This is a genomic window from Streptococcus sp. DD11 (assembly GCF_001578865.1).
GTDB lineage: Bacteria > Bacillota > Bacilli > Lactobacillales > Streptococcaceae > Streptococcus > Streptococcus panodentis.
Genome location: NZ_KQ969392.1, coordinates 181,191 through 196,664 on the forward strand (window position 1 = coordinate 181,191; position 15,474 = coordinate 196,664).

The 15,474-nt window shown below is 49.8% G+C and carries 16 protein-coding genes; 6 read left to right on the plus strand and 10 right to left on the minus strand.

Translation table 11 applies throughout. The features are described 5' to 3' along the window. A partial coding sequence (gene uvrA, locus STRDD11_RS00880; RefSeq protein WP_128835314.1) for an excinuclease ABC subunit UvrA occupies positions 1-1,634 on the minus strand: 1,634 nt, incomplete at its 3' end. Positions 1,635-1,761: 127 nt separating this feature from the next. On the opposite strand from uvrA, the gene STRDD11_RS00885 reads away from it, so the two are divergent. Then, positions 1,762-2,706: a magnesium transporter CorA family protein gene (locus STRDD11_RS00885; RefSeq protein ID WP_128834450.1), complete on the plus strand. Its 945-nt coding sequence runs from the start codon at positions 1,762-1,764 to the stop codon at positions 2,704-2,706. A gap of 2 nt (positions 2,707-2,708) precedes the next feature. Further along, on the plus strand, positions 2,709-3,398 hold the full coding sequence (locus tag STRDD11_RS00890) for a DUF1129 domain-containing protein (RefSeq protein ID WP_206512671.1): 690 nt from the start codon (positions 2,709-2,711) through the stop codon (positions 3,396-3,398). Positions 3,399-3,431: 33 nt separating this feature from the next. On the opposite strand, the gene STRDD11_RS00895 is transcribed toward STRDD11_RS00890, so the two are convergent. The 9 genes from STRDD11_RS00895 to hutI all read right to left on the minus strand — a co-directional run bounded on the left by STRDD11_RS00895 (position 3,432) and on the right by hutI (position 9,903). After that, positions 3,432-3,626, minus strand: coding sequence for a DUF1648 domain-containing protein (locus tag STRDD11_RS00895; protein ID WP_128834452.1), 195 nt, complete (start codon positions 3,624-3,626; stop codon positions 3,432-3,434). Then, positions 3,626-5,167 (minus strand): ABC transporter permease, encoded by a 1,542-nt coding sequence (locus STRDD11_RS00900; RefSeq protein ID WP_241209267.1) that lies wholly within the window; start codon positions 5,165-5,167, stop codon positions 3,626-3,628. The genes STRDD11_RS00895 and STRDD11_RS00900 overlap by 1 nt, the downstream gene beginning before the upstream one ends. Then, a complete protein-coding gene (locus STRDD11_RS00905) occupies positions 5,160-5,873 on the minus strand; it encodes an ABC transporter ATP-binding protein (protein ID WP_128834457.1) in 714 nt (237 codons plus the stop codon). The genes STRDD11_RS00900 and STRDD11_RS00905 overlap by 8 nt, the downstream gene beginning before the upstream one ends. 127 nt (positions 5,874-6,000) lie before the next feature. Then, positions 6,001-6,654: a TetR/AcrR family transcriptional regulator gene (locus tag STRDD11_RS00910; RefSeq protein WP_206512666.1), complete on the minus strand. Its 654-nt coding sequence runs from the start codon at positions 6,652-6,654 to the stop codon at positions 6,001-6,003. A gap of 52 nt (positions 6,655-6,706) precedes the next feature. After that, positions 6,707-6,946, minus strand: a complete 240-nt coding sequence (rpsR, locus tag STRDD11_RS00915; protein ID WP_000068664.1) for a 30S ribosomal protein S18 — start codon at positions 6,944-6,946, stop codon at positions 6,707-6,709. Positions 6,947-6,979: 33 nt separating this feature from the next. Next, the gene (locus STRDD11_RS00920; protein ID WP_128834462.1) at positions 6,980-7,474 is read right to left on the minus strand and encodes a single-stranded DNA-binding protein; all 495 of its coding nucleotides are present in this window, start codon (positions 7,472-7,474) and stop codon (positions 6,980-6,982) included. A gap of 12 nt (positions 7,475-7,486) precedes the next feature. Continuing rightward, on the minus strand, positions 7,487-7,777 hold the full coding sequence (gene rpsF, locus STRDD11_RS00925) for a 30S ribosomal protein S6 (RefSeq protein ID WP_002896497.1): 291 nt from the start codon (positions 7,775-7,777) through the stop codon (positions 7,487-7,489). A 147-nt stretch (positions 7,778-7,924) separates the two neighbouring features. After that, positions 7,925-8,341: a hypothetical protein gene (locus tag STRDD11_RS00930; protein ID WP_128834465.1), complete on the minus strand. Its 417-nt coding sequence runs from the start codon at positions 8,339-8,341 to the stop codon at positions 7,925-7,927. 296 nt (positions 8,342-8,637) lie between these two features. Next, complete coding sequence (gene hutI, locus STRDD11_RS00935; RefSeq protein ID WP_128834467.1) at positions 8,638-9,903, minus strand: imidazolonepropionase; 1,266 nt, start codon at positions 9,901-9,903, stop codon at positions 8,638-8,640. Positions 9,904-10,267: 364 nt separating this feature from the next. On the opposite strand from hutI, the gene STRDD11_RS00940 reads away from it, so the two are divergent. The 4 genes from STRDD11_RS00940 to STRDD11_RS00955 all read left to right on the plus strand — a co-directional run. Then, positions 10,268-12,298, plus strand: a complete 2,031-nt coding sequence (locus STRDD11_RS00940; protein ID WP_128834470.1) for a urocanate hydratase — start codon at positions 10,268-10,270, stop codon at positions 12,296-12,298. Positions 12,299-12,395: 97 nt separating this feature from the next. Further along, a complete protein-coding gene (gene ftcD, locus STRDD11_RS00945) occupies positions 12,396-13,295 on the plus strand; it encodes a glutamate formimidoyltransferase (protein ID WP_128834473.1) in 900 nt (299 codons plus the stop codon). Positions 13,296-13,310: 15 nt separating this feature from the next. Further along, positions 13,311-13,937: a cyclodeaminase/cyclohydrolase family protein gene (locus STRDD11_RS00950; protein WP_128834476.1), complete on the plus strand. Its 627-nt coding sequence runs from the start codon at positions 13,311-13,313 to the stop codon at positions 13,935-13,937. Between the two features lie 48 nt (positions 13,938-13,985). Beyond that, on the plus strand, positions 13,986-15,474 hold a 1,489-nt coding region (locus STRDD11_RS00955), incomplete at its 3' end, for a formate--tetrahydrofolate ligase (RefSeq protein ID WP_128835318.1).

A 15,474-nucleotide genomic window follows, 5' to 3' on the forward strand; every position in this document is an offset into this window, starting at 1 on the left:
ACAATCAGGGTATTGCCCAGATCCCGCATCTTTTTCAGGCTGGCAATGAGGCGGTCATTATCCCGCTGGTGGAGGCCAATGGATGGCTCGTCCAGAATATAGAGAACGCCGGACAGATTGGAGCCGATCTGAGTTGCCAGGCGGATCCGCTGGCTCTCGCCTCCTGATAGAGTTCCTGCCGAGCGAGACAAAGTCAGGTAATTAAGACCAACGTTATTGAGGAAGGTCAGACGGTCGTGAATTTCCTTGACAATAGGCTTAGCAATAATCGCTTCATTGTCTGTCAAGGTCAGGCGGTCCAGCTCCTCCAAATGATCCGCAATGGACAAATCGGAAATCTGACCGATATGGAGCCCCTTCTCTCCGCCAATCTTAACAGACAGGGCCTGGTCATTGAGCCGGTAGCCCTGACAGGCTGCACAGGTCAGCTCATTCATGTAGAGCCGCATCTGATTGCGGGTAAAGTCACTGTTTGTCTCATGATAGCGGCGGTTGATATTAGCCACCACTCCCTCAAAAGGAATGTCAATATCCCGCACACCGCCGAATTCATTTTCATAATGAAAATGGAACTCTCGGCCCTCAGAACCAAAGAGAATCAGCTGCCGCTCTGCCTCGGTCAGCTCCTCAAAAGGCCTATCCATATCAATCCCGAACTCCTGCATGGCCTGCTCCAGCATCTGCGGATAGTAGTTAGAGGAAATGGGATTCCAAGGAGCTAAAGCCCCTTCTCTCAGAGTCTTGCCGGCATCCGGCACCACCACATCCAAGTCTACCTCCAGCTTGACTCCCAGACCGTCACAGTCCGGACAGGAGCCAAAAGGAGCATTAAAGGAGAAGAGCCGCGGCTCCAGCTCAGGCACCGTAAAGCCGCAGACCGGGCAGGCATAGTGCTCGGAAAAGAGCAGCTCCTCGCCGTCCATGGTGTCGATGACCACATAGCCCTCCGCAATCCTGAGAGCCGCCTCGACCGAGTCAAAGAGCCGGCTGCGGACCCCTTCCTTGATGACAATCCGGTCCACCACGACCTCGATATCGTGCTGCTTGCTCTTGGACAGCTCAGGAACCTCGGTCACATCGTAAATCTCGCCGTCCACGCGCACCCGGACATAGCCGTCTTTCTGAATCTTGTCAAAAACCGTCTTGTGCTGGCCTTTTTTCTTGCGGATGACCGGCGCCAGGATTTGCAGCCGCTGACGCTCCGGCAGCTCCAAGACCTTGTCGACAATCTGCTCGACGGAGGAAGCTGTGATGGCACCGTGACCATTGATACAGTAAGGCGTTCCGACACGCGCGTAGAGCAGACGCAGATAGTCGTTGATCTCCGTCGCTGTCCCCACCGTCGAGCGGGGATTTTTGCTGGTGGTCTTTTGGTCGATGGAAATAGCAGGGCTGAGACCGTCAATCGAGTCCACATCCGGCTTTTCCATATTGCCCAAAAACTGCCGGGCATAGGCCGACAGGCTCTCTACATAGCGCCGCTGCCCCTCTGCATAGAGGGTGTCAAAGGCCAGGCTGGACTTGCCCGAGCCAGACAGACCGGTCACCACGACCAACTTGTCACGGGGAATTTCTACATCAATATTTTTTAGATTATGAGCTCGCGCTCCATGAATCACAATCTTATCTTGCATCTTGACCTCGTTTCACTTTTAAACCTTCTCTATTATAACAAAATTTTCTGCAATCTTTTGCCCCAAAAGTCCGAATTTGTAGTATAATAGTACGGTATGTAAAATAGCTCTGGAAAGGAAAGGCATCATGAAACAAGTATTTCTGTCAACCACAACTGAATTTAAAGAAATTGATAGTCTTGAATCGGGTACTTGGATCAATCTCGTCAATCCTTCTCAGAGTGAGTCCCTTGAGATCGCCAACGCTTTCAATATTGATATTGCCGATTTGCGGGCACCGCTCGATGCGGAAGAAATGTCCCGGGTCACCATCGAGGACGACTACACGCTGATTATCGTGGATGTGCCCATCACCGAGGAGCGGAATAATAAGATCTATTACGTCACCATTCCGCTGGGGATTATCATCACGGAAGAAGCCATCATCACCACCTGTCTGGAAAAGCTGCCCCTGCTGGATATTTTCATCCAGCGCCGCCTGCGCAATTTCTATACCTTTATGCGATCCCGCTTTATCTTTCAGATCCTCTACCGCAATGCCGAGCTCTATCTGACGGCTCTGCGTTCCATTGACCGCAAGAGCGAGCAGATTGAAAGCCAGCTGCATCAGTCCACCCGCAATGAAGAGCTGATCGAACTCATGGAGCTGGAAAAGACCATTGTCTATTTCAAAGCCTCCCTCAAGACCAATGAGCGGGTGATTAAAAAGCTGACCAGCGCTACCAGCAATATCAAGAAATATCTGGAAGACGAGGACCTGCTGGAAGACACCCTGATTGAAACCCAGCAGGCTATCGAGATGGCGGATATTTACGGTAACATCCTGCGCGGCATGACCGATACTTTTGCTTCGATTATCTCCAATAATCAAAATAATATCATGAAGACACTGGCTCTGGTGACGGTCGTCATGTCCATCCCGACCATGATCTTCTCGGCCTATGGCATGAACTTCAAGACCAATGACCTGCCGCTCAACGGCGAGCCGCATGCCTTTTGGATTATCATGTTTATCGCCTTTGCTATGAGCGGCTCCCTGACCCTCTACCTTATCCACAAAAAGCTATTTTAACCATTAGAAAGAACGATTATGTCCTCAGTATCATTAGACAAACTCAGCAAAAAAATAAAGAATTTATCCACATCGCGACCCACCAGCTCCTCCTAGACGGCAAGACGGATCAGGAAATCCAGAAAATCCTGGAAGACATCCTGCCCGAAATATTGGAAAACCAGAGCAAGGGAATCACTGCCCGCGGCCTCTACGGGGCGCCGACTGCCTGGGCCGCTTCCTTCGCAGCTAAAGAGCGTTACGATGCCGAGCACCCCAAGGAAAATGACGATCCCAAATGGATGATGCTGGACTCTGTCCTCTTTATCTTTGGCTTCTTCGCCGTCCTGAGTTCCATTGTCAATCTCTCCTCCTCCCAGCCCTCTGTCTATGGCTTGACGACCTTGATCTTGGGCAGCGTAGTCGGAGGCTTCGTTTTCTATGCTAATCACCATTTCATCTACCGCTTCTATGGACCTGACACAGACCGCAGCCAAAGACCGCCGCTTTGGAGATCCGCCCTTATCATGATCGGCGCTGTCCTGCTCTGGCTTATCTCTATCATGGCCACCAGCTTTCTGCCGGAAGTGATGAACCCCCGCCTTTCAAACATCATTATCGTCATTATCGGCGGACTGGCCCTGGCCCTGCGCTTCTATCTCAAAAAGCGCTTCAACATCAAAAGCGCCGCTATGGGACCGACGAGATATTAATCAGCATATTAAAAAGAGGTTGCACAACCTCTTTTATTTATGCCTGAAATATTTCCAGTAAAGAAAATAGGGGATGGGCAAACTGAGAATCAACCAAAAGCGATTGACAATAATGTCCGCCTTTCCTGTGCTGTTAAAATGAATGGGAACCTGATTGGGCAGAAAGAAGATAAGCAGAACCACGAGAGCAGCCATCACCACTAAAACAAATATATCTTTCCTTTTCATCAATCATCAACCTCCTTGAAATAAATTTGTTTGCTTAAATAACTATAGAGAATCAGACTGACAGCTGCAAGCAAACCGGTAGTCAGCCATAGGGAAGCCGTCAGCTGCCATTGACAGAAGAAATGGAGGGCCAGCGGCAGCAGGACCGACAGCATGCCCACCAAGCCAGATAAAACAACGGACAAACTCTGCTTGATGACTACTATTTCATTGTCCCAAATCCATTTTGGATAATGAAAATTAATAAAGATTCCCTGAAGAGCTGTGAAAAATGAATAGGCTAAGGATAGGCAGACAAGAGTCAGCAGCTGCGGAATGGTCGGCGAAAAGCGCCAAAAGAGAATCGGCAGACTGACCGCCAAACCAATCAAATGCAGGGATATTGTCAGCCCCATCTTGGTCCACAGAATCTCTTTCATTGAGACCGGCAGGGTCTGCAAAAGCCAGATCCGGCCTCCCTCCAGTGAAATTGCCGCTGCAGCTGGATTCGAAATACTAAATAGACTGGCCAAGAAGAGAGGGAGAAAATCCTGACTCACTCCCAAGGGCAGATAGGAAATCAGGTCTTGAGGCTTTACAAAACAAAGCAGCAAGGAAAATACCAACAGAAGAATGACACCTAAACCGCTATTCAGCAGATAGAGATAGGAAGACAGAAAATTATCCAGCTCCCTGCAATAAAGAGCCAGAAAAGGCGATTTCCGTCTTCTTTTGCGGATTTTTACCGGAGTCGCTGATTTTTCCAGCAGAAAATGCAATCTTAAATAGCTAGAGGACAGGATTTTCAGAAAAATTCCCGCCACAACTAAAGAAAATCCTGCAAGCTGTAAACTGGATCTCCAGAAGGCCTGTCCGTTCAGGAAAAGATTAGCAGGCGGATAGAGCTGGCTTAGCTGTCCAGTCAGCAGCTGATAAACATCTCGCCCTTGTCCTCCCCTCATAGTCCAGATACTGCCAGCCAGCAAGACCAAAAGCAGAACAAGAGATGCTAGGAAAGAAAAGAGATTCTGGTGAACAAGTCTAGCTGACAAATAGCTGATGAGAAAAGAAAACAGGGAGGCCAGACAAAGAGGCAAGAGGGGGATAAAGAGCAGGAGGCAGCTGTACAGCAAGACATCCACTAGCTGCCCTCCTGAAAGCAGCCAAATCAGACCAGCTGGCAGCATAAAAATCAGAGCCAGCAAAAAATTTAGCAAGTAAAGAAAAGCAAATTTGCCGCAGACTATTTCCCAAGTTCTCACCGGCAAAACCAGGAGCCTATCCAGCTCTTTAGCGTTAAATAGGATGCCATTGACCTGCAGCAGGCTGAAAAAGAAAATAAGCAAACTGACTACAGCAATCATATAGGCCGGAATCAGATTAGCCTGGCCCATCTGAACAAGACTGAGAGCCGTCAAAAAATTATAGGCTGCGGTCAGGAAAACAAGGAGAAGTATCAAGCCAAGCTGATAGATTGTCCTCCTGCCCCTGCGCTGACGCAGACGATTGATTGAGAAAACATTGTATACTTGCAGTTTTAAAAGTAAAAGAATATTAGTCATAATCTTGCAGCTCCATAAATACTTCTTCTAGGCTAGAGGAACCTTTTACCTCAGCAGTCTTGCCATTGGCCACCAAGTGTCCCTTTTGTAAAATAGCAATCTTAGTACAGAGCTCTTCTGCAACCTCCAATACATGCGTTGAAAAGAAAATCGCACATCCCTTCCCTGCCAGCTCTTTCATGATTTGCTTGAAATAAAAAGCCCCCTTGGGATCTAAACCAACAAAGGGTTCATCCAAAATCAAGAGCTTCGGTTCATGCAGGAGGGCTGCAATCAGTGCCAAGCGCTGCTTCATGCCGTGAGAATAAGCCGCAATCAATTTATTCAAAGAATCCTTGAGCTCAAAGATGTCTGCATATTTATCAATATACTGCAGCCGCTTCTCCATGGAAATACGGTAAATATCTGCTATAAAATCTAAAAACTGAAACCCTGTCAAATTTTCATATAAGTCAGGATTATCCGGCAAGTAGGCCATGCTCCTCTTACAGGCCAGCGGCTCATCCTTGATAGAGTGACCACAGATATAAATCTCCCCGCTGTTAAAATCGTGGATACCGACAATCGACTTAATTGTAGAAGTCTTCCCCGCGCCATTGGCCCCGATGAAACCATAGATATCCCCTGCTTCAACTCGCAGACTAAGATTATCCACGGCCTTTTTACCACCCTTATAAGTTTTAGTCAAATGCTGAATGTCTAACATAACTCCTCCTTTTACTAACTTTTTGTCAGTCTTGCCGTAAATTTTTTTTGCTACTGAAACTGATAAAGAAAACACCACTGACATTTTGTCAGTTATCTTTCTAAAGAAAAGGCAGAAACTGCCCTGTCTAAAAAATCAATCCGTCCAGCCCCAATGTCTTCTCCAAAATCGCCTGAAAACTGGATAAGTAATCCTGCAAGTTGGCTGATTTTGAAGTCATTTTTGCATCATTGGAGACAAAAACATAGGCTGTCATCAGAAATGACGCTGTCTGCTGCGGATAGTCCAGCTGAAAATCTCTAGCAGCCTGTCCTTCTTCTAAAATATGAGCGAAAAAAACAGTCATCTGCTCGGTTAGCCTATGGTAAAAGCGATCCAATACATAGCGATTCCTTTCCAGATTAACCGTCTCCTGCAGGACCAGATTTTCCTGAGTGATTTGCTCATCCGAAATAAGAGTGGCTTCCATAAAACTCTTAATCTTCTCTTTGACAGGCAAATCCGCTTGATAACTGATCTTTTCCAGCCGCCTCAGCAGGGGCTCAGAGTTTTTTTCGATGAGACAGTAAAGAATGTCTTCCTTATCTTTAAAATGATAATAAAGCAGGCCCCGGGAAATCCCAACCTTATCAATAATATCCTGAGTTCGAGTCTTGAGATAGCCTTTCTGGGCAAATAGCTGCAGGGCTGCATCCATAATCTCCACCCGTCGTACCTCTGGATCCTTGACATCACGCATGGTTTCTGCCTCCTTGTGGTTAGTATAGCACTTAACTGACATTTTGTCAATGACAAAATAAAAAACAGCAAGCCAGAGCCTGCTGTTAATCTAATTAGTCTTCATTTACGAAAGGCATCAGAGCCATTACGCGAGCGCGTTTGATAGCTGTTGTGACTTTGCGTTGGTTTTTAGCTGAAGTTCCGGTTACACGGCGAGGAAGGATTTTCCCGCGCTCTGAAACGAAACGGCTAAGAAGCTCAGTATCTTTGTAATCAACATATTCAATTTTGTTCGCTGCGATGTAATCAACTTTTTTACGGCGTTTGAATCCGCCACGACGTTGTTGAGCCATGTGTTTTCTCCTTTATATTATAGTTATTAGTCCTTAGAATGGCAGGTCGTCATCCGAGATATCCATTGGATTGGTATTGCCAAATGGGCTCTCGTCACGAGAAAAGTTCGGTACTTGGCTGGACGAATCTGCATTGCCATAGCTTGGCGCTGAACTGCCTCCAAAGCTATTGCCGCCATAACCGCCTGAAGACTGACCTTCACGGGCAGAACGGCTTTCCAGCATTTGGAAATTATCCGCCACGACTTCTGTCACGTAAACACGCTGACCTTGCTGGTTTTCGTAGTTACGGGTCTGAATGCGGCCGGTAATGCCAATCAGGGCTCCTTTTTTAGCCCAGTTTGCCAGATTTTCTGCCTGCTGACGCCAGATGACAACATTGATGAAGTCTGCTTCCCGCTCTCCATTGTGATTCTTGAAGTTGCGGTTGACAGCCAGAGTAAATGTTGCGACCGCTTGATTCTGCGGTGTATAGCGCAATTCGGCATCGCGGGTCATGCGACCCACCAGTACAACGTTATTAATCATGATGCTACCTTCTTAAGCGTCAAGTTTGACGATCATGTGACGAAGAATGTCGGCGTTGATTTTTGACAGACGGTCAAACTCTTTCAGAGCTGCATCGTCGTTTGCTTCAACGTTTACGATATGGTAGAGTCCCTCACGGAAATCTTGGATTTCGTAGGCAAGACGGCGTTTTTCCCAGTCTTTTGATTCAACAACAGTTGCACCGTTGTCCGTCAAGATAGAGTCAAAGCGTGCTACCAAAGCGTTTTTAGCTTCTTCTTCAATGTTTGGACGAATAATATAAAGAATTTCGTATTTAGCCATTGATGTTTCCTCCTTTTGGTCTAATGACCCCAAGACGCTGCAAGGGGTAAGTGAGGTTTGCTCACAAATAACTATTATAGCAGAGATGGGCGGGAAAGGCAAGGGAAAAATTTTTGCCATTCTAGCTGTATTTACCTCTAACAGCCGTCATTCTCTGCCCTTATCTCCATCAGGATAAGTCACCGACACTTTGGTCTTAGTTTTTCCTTTTCGATTTTTCAGAAAAGCCCTTCCTTCGTCAGTCTGACTGCCTTGGTCATTTTCTTTCTGACTGCTGCTGTAGCCCAAGTCATAGTCCATTTCCTGATTATCAGAAAATCGAAGATTCACATGGCAAGAAAGGCCGTCTGGAGCATGATAATGAGGACTGGTTAGCTGAATTTCTTCAATATCCTTATAAGTGTTCTTAAGAACCTTAACCAGGCCAGTTTCAAGCTCTCGCCTGTTCACCTGTCTCGGCTTACCATTGAGCACACCATAGAAGAATACTGCCGCCAGAATGACAATCAGCACTGCAAGCAGATAAAACCATTTGTAATATTTGAAAAAAATTGATTTTAGCATGACGCTCTCCTTTACGGCATTTGGCTAATCTCCCTGTAAAACACTCATATATTATAACATAAAATTTTCATTTAAAAAACTCCCTCTGTCGCCAGAGAGAGCTAGAGCCTGTCTTCATAGATAAATTTTTCATCTAAAAGCCTCTTTCCCCGCCACTCGTCGTTCAAAATTTTAGAAATACGCCCAGTATTCCTTCGAATTTTCGCCTAGATGAACGGGAAAATCATCTCTTATCTGAAAGATCTACCTTGTATGAAGACAGGCTCTTGAAAAATACGATTCGTTTTTGATAAATCCTAGACTAGCCGGCCTTGATCGACAACTAGCTTGCCGGCCTTGTAGACCTGATGGGTCAGGTTGGTGGCAAAGAAATAAAGCGGGTAGTCGATGTTTTGGGCATCAAGGATGGTGATATCGGCCTGCTTGCCGCTGTCAAAGCTGCCAATCTTATCTTGACGGTTGACAGAGTAGGCGGCATTGATAGTCACAGCATTGAGGACCTCGACTGGGGTCAGCCGCATCATGAAGCAGCCCAGCTGCATGACAAACTGCAGGTTGGCGGTCGGGCAGGAGCCAGGATTGCTGTCGGTGGTCAGGGTGATGGCCATGCCGGCCTCCAGCATCTTGCGGGCTGGGGCATAGGTGTCCTCCATCAGGCTGAAGGTAGTGGCCGGCAGGAGATTGCCGATAACCTTGGCTGCGGCCATCTTGCGGATGCCTTCATCGGTCGCCATCATCAGGTGCTCGGCACTGGTCGCTCCCAGCTCAGCTGCTACATCGACCCCGCCGATAGACTCGATTTCATCAGCATGGATGCGAAGCTTAAAGCCCAGTTCCTTAGCCTTGGAGAGCAGGTAGCGGGATTCCTCAGCTGTAAAGACACCTTTTTCACAGAAAATATCGCAGAATTCAGCCAGATTTTCCGCCTTGACCCGCGGCAGCATTTCCTCCACGATCAAGTCCAGATAGTCCTGAGAGCGGCCCTTGTATTCAGGCGGAACGGCGTGGGCAGCCATAAAGGTGGAAACCAGATCAATCTCGTGGTCACGGTCCAGCGCCCCAACGACATCCAGCTGGCGCTTTTCTGTCTCCCAGTCCAGACCATAGCCGCTCTTGGCCTCCACCGTGGTCACCCCGTGCAGCAGCATATAGTCCAGCAGTTTCTTGGACTTGTCGTAGAGAGTGTCAAAAGAAGCTGCGCGAGTCGCCCGGACCGTGCTGAGAATACCGCCGCCCTGAGCGAGAATCTCCAGATAAGGAACACCGGCCAACTTCTTGGCAAACTCATGCTCTCGGCTGCCGCCGTAGACCAAGTGTGTGTGGCAGTCGATCAAGCCAGGTGTGGCAATCTTGCCTTCATAGGACTGGATCTGGGTGTCGGGTCCAATCAGGTCAGCCGCAGGATGGCCGCTGCCGACCGCCAAAATTTTCCCGTCCTTGACCGCGATATAGCCGTCTTCCAGCACCTGCGCTTCCTTCATCTCTGCGCCAAAGAGGGGATGTCCTAGGTCCTTGGGGCAGAAGACTTGATTGAAATGAGTTAATAGTAAATCAGCCGTCATACTTCTTCCTCCGTTTCATCTTCCAATATTCTTGCTCCTCATCATAATACACTATCGTCAAATTATAGTCAAAAGCTTGCAAAAGATAGGAGGGCTGCATTTTTTGCAGATTTTTTCTTTTTCTTGACTCTTTGTGGACGGCTTTCTTATAAAATAAGGATGAAATCTATTTATACTCAACGAAAATCAAAAAACCGAGCAGGAAGCCAGCCTCGAAAGGATGGCGCTTTGGCACAAACTTCGTTTGTTTTATCCGCAGGCTCCCTGCCTTGCTTTCAGCTCTCTAGGCTCAGGCCGTTCTAGCTGACGCGGTTTGAAGAGATTTTCAAAGAGGATGATACTGGACTTTTAAGGAGGAGTTTTCATGTCATACTTTACTGAAAATGAAATTGCAGCCGCTATGACTGTTAAGCTGGACGATGTGCTTCCCGAAAAGACTGTCTTTCAGGAAGGCATCCGCCGGGCACCAGACCGGGGCTTCCGCCTGACACAGGCTCAGACAGAGATTGCCCTGAAAAATGCGCTCCGCTATATTCCAAAAAAATTCCACGAGGAAGTCATTCCGGAGTTTTTGGAAGAGCTGAAAACCCGCGGCCGGATTTACGGCTACCGCTGGCGGCCAAAAGAACGCATCTATGGCAAGCCCATTGACCAATACAAGGGCAACTGCACGGCAGCCAAGGCCATGCAGGTCATGATTGACAACAACCTCAGCTTTGAAATCGCCCTCTACCCCTACGAGCTGGTCACTTACGGGGAAACCGGCTCCGTCTGCGCCAACTGGATGCAGTACAATCTGATCAAGAAATATCTGGAAGTGATGACCGATCAGCAAACGCTGGTGGTCGAATCCGGACACCCGGTCGGTCTCTTCAAGTCCAAACCGGAAGCACCTCGGGTCATCATTACCAACGGCCTTTTGGTCGGCGAATACGACAATATGAGAGACTGGGAAATTGCCGAAGAGATGGGCGTGACCAACTACGGTCAAATGACAGCCGGCGGCTGGATGTATATCGGTCCGCAGGGCATCGTTCACGGTACCTTCAACACCCTGCTCAACGCCGGCCGCCTGAAACTGGGCGTGGCTGACGACGGCGACCTGACCGGCAAGCTCTTTATCTCCTCCGGTCTGGGCGGCATGAGCGGGGCTCAGGGCAAGGCTGCAGAAATTGCCAAGGCAGTCGCCATCGTGGCCGAAGTGGACCAATCCCGGATCGAAACCCGCCACTCACAGGGCTGGGTCAGCCAGATTGCCGAAAGTCCGGAGGAAGCGATTGAGCTGGCTCAGAAAGCTCTGGAAGCCGGTGCATCCACCTCTATCGCCTATCATGGCAATATCGTTGACCTCTTGGAATATGTCAATGAGAACAAGATCCATGTCGACCTGCTCTCCGACCAAACCTCCTGCCACAATGTCTATGACGGCGGCTACTGCCCTGCCGGCATCAGCTTTGAAGAGCGGACCCGGCTTTTGGCTGAAGACAAGGAAACCTTCCACAAACTGGTCGATGAAACCCTGGCCCGCCACTTTGCCGCTATCAAGGAACTGACCAACCATGGCACCTACTTCTTTGACTATGGCAATTCCTTTATGAAAGCCATCTATGACTCTGGCATCAAGGAAATTTCCAAGAATGGCTTGGACGACAAGGACGGCTTCATCTGGCCTTCCTATGTGGAAGACATCATGGGACCCATGCTCTTTGACTACGGCTACGGTCCTTTCCGCTGGGTCTGCCTGAGCGGCAGGCATGAAGATCTGGTAGCAACCGACCATGCAGCCATGGAAGTCATCGACCCGAACCGCCGCTACCAAGACCGCGACAACTACAACTGGATCCGCGATGCAGAAAAGAACCAGCTGGTCGTTGGAACTCAGGCTCGGATTCTCTACCAAGACTGCATGGGCCGGGTCAATATCGCCCTCAAGTTCAATGAATTAGTCCGCGAAGGCAAGATTGGCCCTGTCATGATTGGCCGCGACCACCACGACGTGTCCGGTACGGACTCTCCATTCCGTGAAACTTCGAATATCAAGGACGGATCAAACGTAACCTGCGACATGGCCGTGCAATGCTACGCTGGCAACGCAGCCCGCGGCATGAGTCTGGTAGCTCTCCACAACGGCGGCGGCACCGGTATCGGCAAAGCCATCAACGGCGGCTTTGGCCTGGTGCTGGACGGCAGCGAGCGCATCGATGAAATCATCAAGTCTGCTATCGCCTGGGATACCATCGGCGGAGTAGCCCGCCGCAACTGGGCCCGCAATGAGCACGCTATCGAAACAGCTATTGAATACAACCGCCTGCATGCAGGAACGGACCACATCACCATCCCTTATCTGAGCGATGAGGATTTGGTCAAAGAATCTGTCAAGAAATTGTTTGAATAATCACGGAGCGGGGCTGCAGCTGAATGGCTGTCCAGTCCTGCGCTTCCGTCAAAATGTAAGCGCTATCGAATCCACACTCAAAACAGGAGAAAAACTTATGTCAAAAATTGTTGAATGTATTCCCAACTTTTCTGAAGGCCGCAATCAGGCGGTCATTGACGGCTTGGTAGAAACAGCTAAGAGCGTGCCGGGCGTGACTCTTTTGGACCACTCCTCTGATGCCAGCCACAATCGCAGTGTTTTCACTCTGGTCGGCGATGACCAGAACATTCAGGAAGCCGCTTTCCGCTTGGTCAAATATGCAGCCGAAAACATTGACCTGACCAAGCATCAGGGCGAACATCCCCGCATGGGGGCAACCGACGTGCTGCCTTTTGTGCCTATTAAGGACATCAGCAGCGAGGAATGTGTCGAAATCGCCAAAACCGTATCTGAGCGCATCAACCGCGAGCTGGGCATTCCTATCTTCCTCTATGAAGATGCAGCCACCCGGCCGGAGCGCAAGAATCTGGCCAAGGTTCGTAAAGGCCAGTTTGAAGGCATGCCGGAAAAACTCTTGGAACCTGACTGGGCTCCGGACTATGGTGACAGGAAAATTCACCCCACTGCCGGTGTAACAGCTGTCGGTGCCAGAATGCCGCTCATCGCCTACAATATCAATCTGGATACGGACGATTTGGATATTGCCAATAAGATTGCTAAAATCATCCGCGGCTCCAGCGGCGGCTACAAGTACTGCAAGGCCATCGGCGTCATGCTGGAAGACCGCAATATCGCTCAGGTCTCCATCAACATGGTCAATCTGGAAAAATTCCCGCTCTACCGCGTCTTTGAGACGGTCCGCTTTGAAGCCAAACGCTACGGAGTTGGAATCCTCGGCTCAGAAGTCATCGGTCTGGCTCCGGCCAAGGCTTTGATTGACGCAGCCGAATACTATCTGCAAATCGAAGACTTTGACTACGGCAAGCAGGTTCTGGAAAATCATTTGCTGGGCTAGGAGGATGCAGCGGATATGAAATTAGTTGATTTAAGCTTAGAAGAATTTGCCCGGGTGCTGGGCTCCGATGCACCGGCTCCCGGAGGCGGCTCTGCTGCTGCTCTGTCGGCAGCCAATGGCATTTCCCTGACCAAGATGGTCTGTGAGCTGACGCTAGGCAAGAAAAAGTATGCCGACTTTGAGCAGGAAATCGCTCAGGTCCATCAGGAAAGTGCCCGCCTGCAGGACAGGCTGCTGGCTGCCATTGACAAGGACACCGAAGCCTTTAATCTGGTCTCAGCGGTCTTTGATATGCCAAAAGAGACAGAAGATGACAAGGCCGCCCGGCGGGAAGCCATGCAGCAGGCTCTCAAGGAGGCCACCAAGTCTCCTTATGCCATGATGGAAGACATCTGGGCCGCTCTGCAAGTGACCAAGCAGGCTGTCGGTAAGTCCAACACCAACGCTGCCAGCGATCTGGGCGTTGCCGCCCTCAATCTCAAGGCCGGCCTCCAAGGCGCCTGGCTCAATGTCCTCATCAACCTGTCAGGTGTCAGGGACCAGGCTTTTGTGTCCGACTACCGCTCCAAGGGAGAGGAGCTGCTCCGCAAGGGCAGTGCTCTGGCAGATGAGATTTATCAAGAAATTTTGAAAGTTGTCTAATTCAGCAGAAGAGAAGCACAGCCTTTCTCTTCTCCAAGAGGTAACACAATGGTTTTATCAGATATTGAAATTGCAAATGCTGTCCCAATGGAAAAAATCGACCGGGTCGCCCAAAGGCTGGGAGTGGACAAAGACGCTCTCTCCCTCTATGGCAGCTACAAGGCCAAGATTGACGCCGGACAGCTGGAAAAATTAAAAGACCAAACAGACGGCAAGCTCATCTTGGTGACGGCCATCTCACCGACACCCGCTGGGGAAGGCAAGACCACGACTTCGGTCGGTCTGGTCGATGCGCTGGCTGCCATTGGCAAAAAAGCGGTGATTGCCCTGCGGGAGCCTTCGCTGGGACCTGTCTTTGGGATTAAGGGCGGGGCAGCCGGCGGCGGCCATGCTCAGGTGGTGCCGATGGAAGACATCAACCTGCACTTTACCGGTGATTTTCATGCCATCGGGGTAGCCAATAACCTTCTGGCTGCTCTCATTGACAATCATATCCATCATGGCAATGCTCTGGGCATTGACGCCCGCCGCATCACCTGGAAGCGGGTGGTGGACATGAATGACCGGCAGCTGCGCCACATCGTGGACGGCCTGCAGGGCAAGGTCAACGGCGTTCCCAGAGAAGACGGCTTTGACATCACGGTAGCCTCCGAGGTCATGGCCATCCTCTGCCTGTCAGAGAATATGACCGACCTCAAAAACCGGCTCAATCAGATTATTATCGGCTACAACTATGCCGGACAGCCAGTGACGGCTCAGGATCTGAAAGCCGGAGGCGCTATGGCAGCCGTTCTTAAAGACGCTATCCATCCAAACCTGGTACAGACCTTGGAGCATACACCGGCCCTGATCCACGGCGGACCTTTCGCCAATATCGCCCACGGCTGCAACAGTGTGCTGGCTACCAAGCTGGCCCTCAAATACGCCGACTATGCGGTCACTGAAGCCGGATTTGGAGCAGATCTGGGAGCTGAAAAATTCATTGACATCAAGTGCCGGATGTCTGGCCTGCGGCCTGCGGCTGTCGTGCTGGTAGCCACCATTCGGGCCCTTAAGATGCACGGCGGCGTAGCCAAGAGCGACCTGGCCGCAGAGAATGTGCAGGCTGTTGCAGATGGTCTGCCCAATCTGGACAAGCATCTGGAAAATATCCAGGATGTCTACGGTCTGCCCGCAGTCGTGGCAATCAATAAATTCCCGCTGGATACCGAGGCCGAACTGCAGGCTGTCTATGACGCCTGCCAAAAACGCGGCGTTGATGTCGTCATCTCCGACGTCTGGGCCAAGGGCGGGGAAGGCGGCCGAGAGCTGGCGGAAAAGGTGGTCCAGCTGGCCGAGGAAGACAATCATTTCCAATTTGTATATAATGAAGAAGACTCCATTGAGGAAAAACTGAGAAAGATAGCCACTAAGGTTTACGGTGCCAAGGGCATTTCCCTGACACCGGCAGCCAAGAAAGAGCTGAAAGAGCTGGAAGAACTGGGCTTTGCACAGTACCCTATCTGCATGGCCAAAACCCAGTATTCCTTCTCTGATG

Coding starts and splice junctions, on each gene's coding strand:
- STRDD11_RS00885 (WP_128834450.1), top strand. CDS start 1,762: ATGAAACAAGTATTTCTGTCAACCACAACTGAATTTAAAGAAATTGAT.
- STRDD11_RS00910 (WP_206512666.1), bottom strand. CDS start 6,654: ATGTCAGTTAAGTGCTATACTAACCACAAGGAGGCAGAAACCATGCGT.
- rpsF (WP_002896497.1), bottom strand. CDS start 7,777: ATGGCTAAATACGAAATTCTTTATATTATTCGTCCAAACATTGAAGAA.
- STRDD11_RS00905 (WP_128834457.1), bottom strand. CDS start 5,873: ATGTTAGACATTCAGCATTTGACTAAAACTTATAAGGGTGGTAAAAAG.
- STRDD11_RS00930 (WP_128834465.1), bottom strand. CDS start 8,341: ATGCTAAAATCAATTTTTTTCAAATATTACAAATGGTTTTATCTGCTT.
- STRDD11_RS00920 (WP_128834462.1), bottom strand. CDS start 7,474: ATGATTAATAACGTTGTACTGGTGGGTCGCATGACCCGCGATGCCGAA.
- STRDD11_RS00940 (WP_128834470.1), top strand. CDS start 10,268: ATGTCATACTTTACTGAAAATGAAATTGCAGCCGCTATGACTGTTAAG.
- ftcD (WP_128834473.1), top strand. CDS start 12,396: ATGTCAAAAATTGTTGAATGTATTCCCAACTTTTCTGAAGGCCGCAAT.
- hutI (WP_128834467.1), bottom strand. CDS start 9,903: ATGACGGCTGATTTACTATTAACTCATTTCAATCAAGTCTTCTGCCCC.
- STRDD11_RS00900 (WP_241209267.1), bottom strand. CDS start 5,167: ATGACTAATATTCTTTTACTTTTAAAACTGCAAGTATACAATGTTTTC.
- STRDD11_RS00950 (WP_128834476.1), top strand. CDS start 13,311: ATGAAATTAGTTGATTTAAGCTTAGAAGAATTTGCCCGGGTGCTGGGC.
- rpsR (WP_000068664.1), bottom strand. CDS start 6,946: ATGGCTCAACAACGTCGTGGCGGATTCAAACGCCGTAAAAAAGTTGAT.
- STRDD11_RS00895 (WP_128834452.1), bottom strand. CDS start 3,626: ATGAAAAGGAAAGATATATTTGTTTTAGTGGTGATGGCTGCTCTCGTG.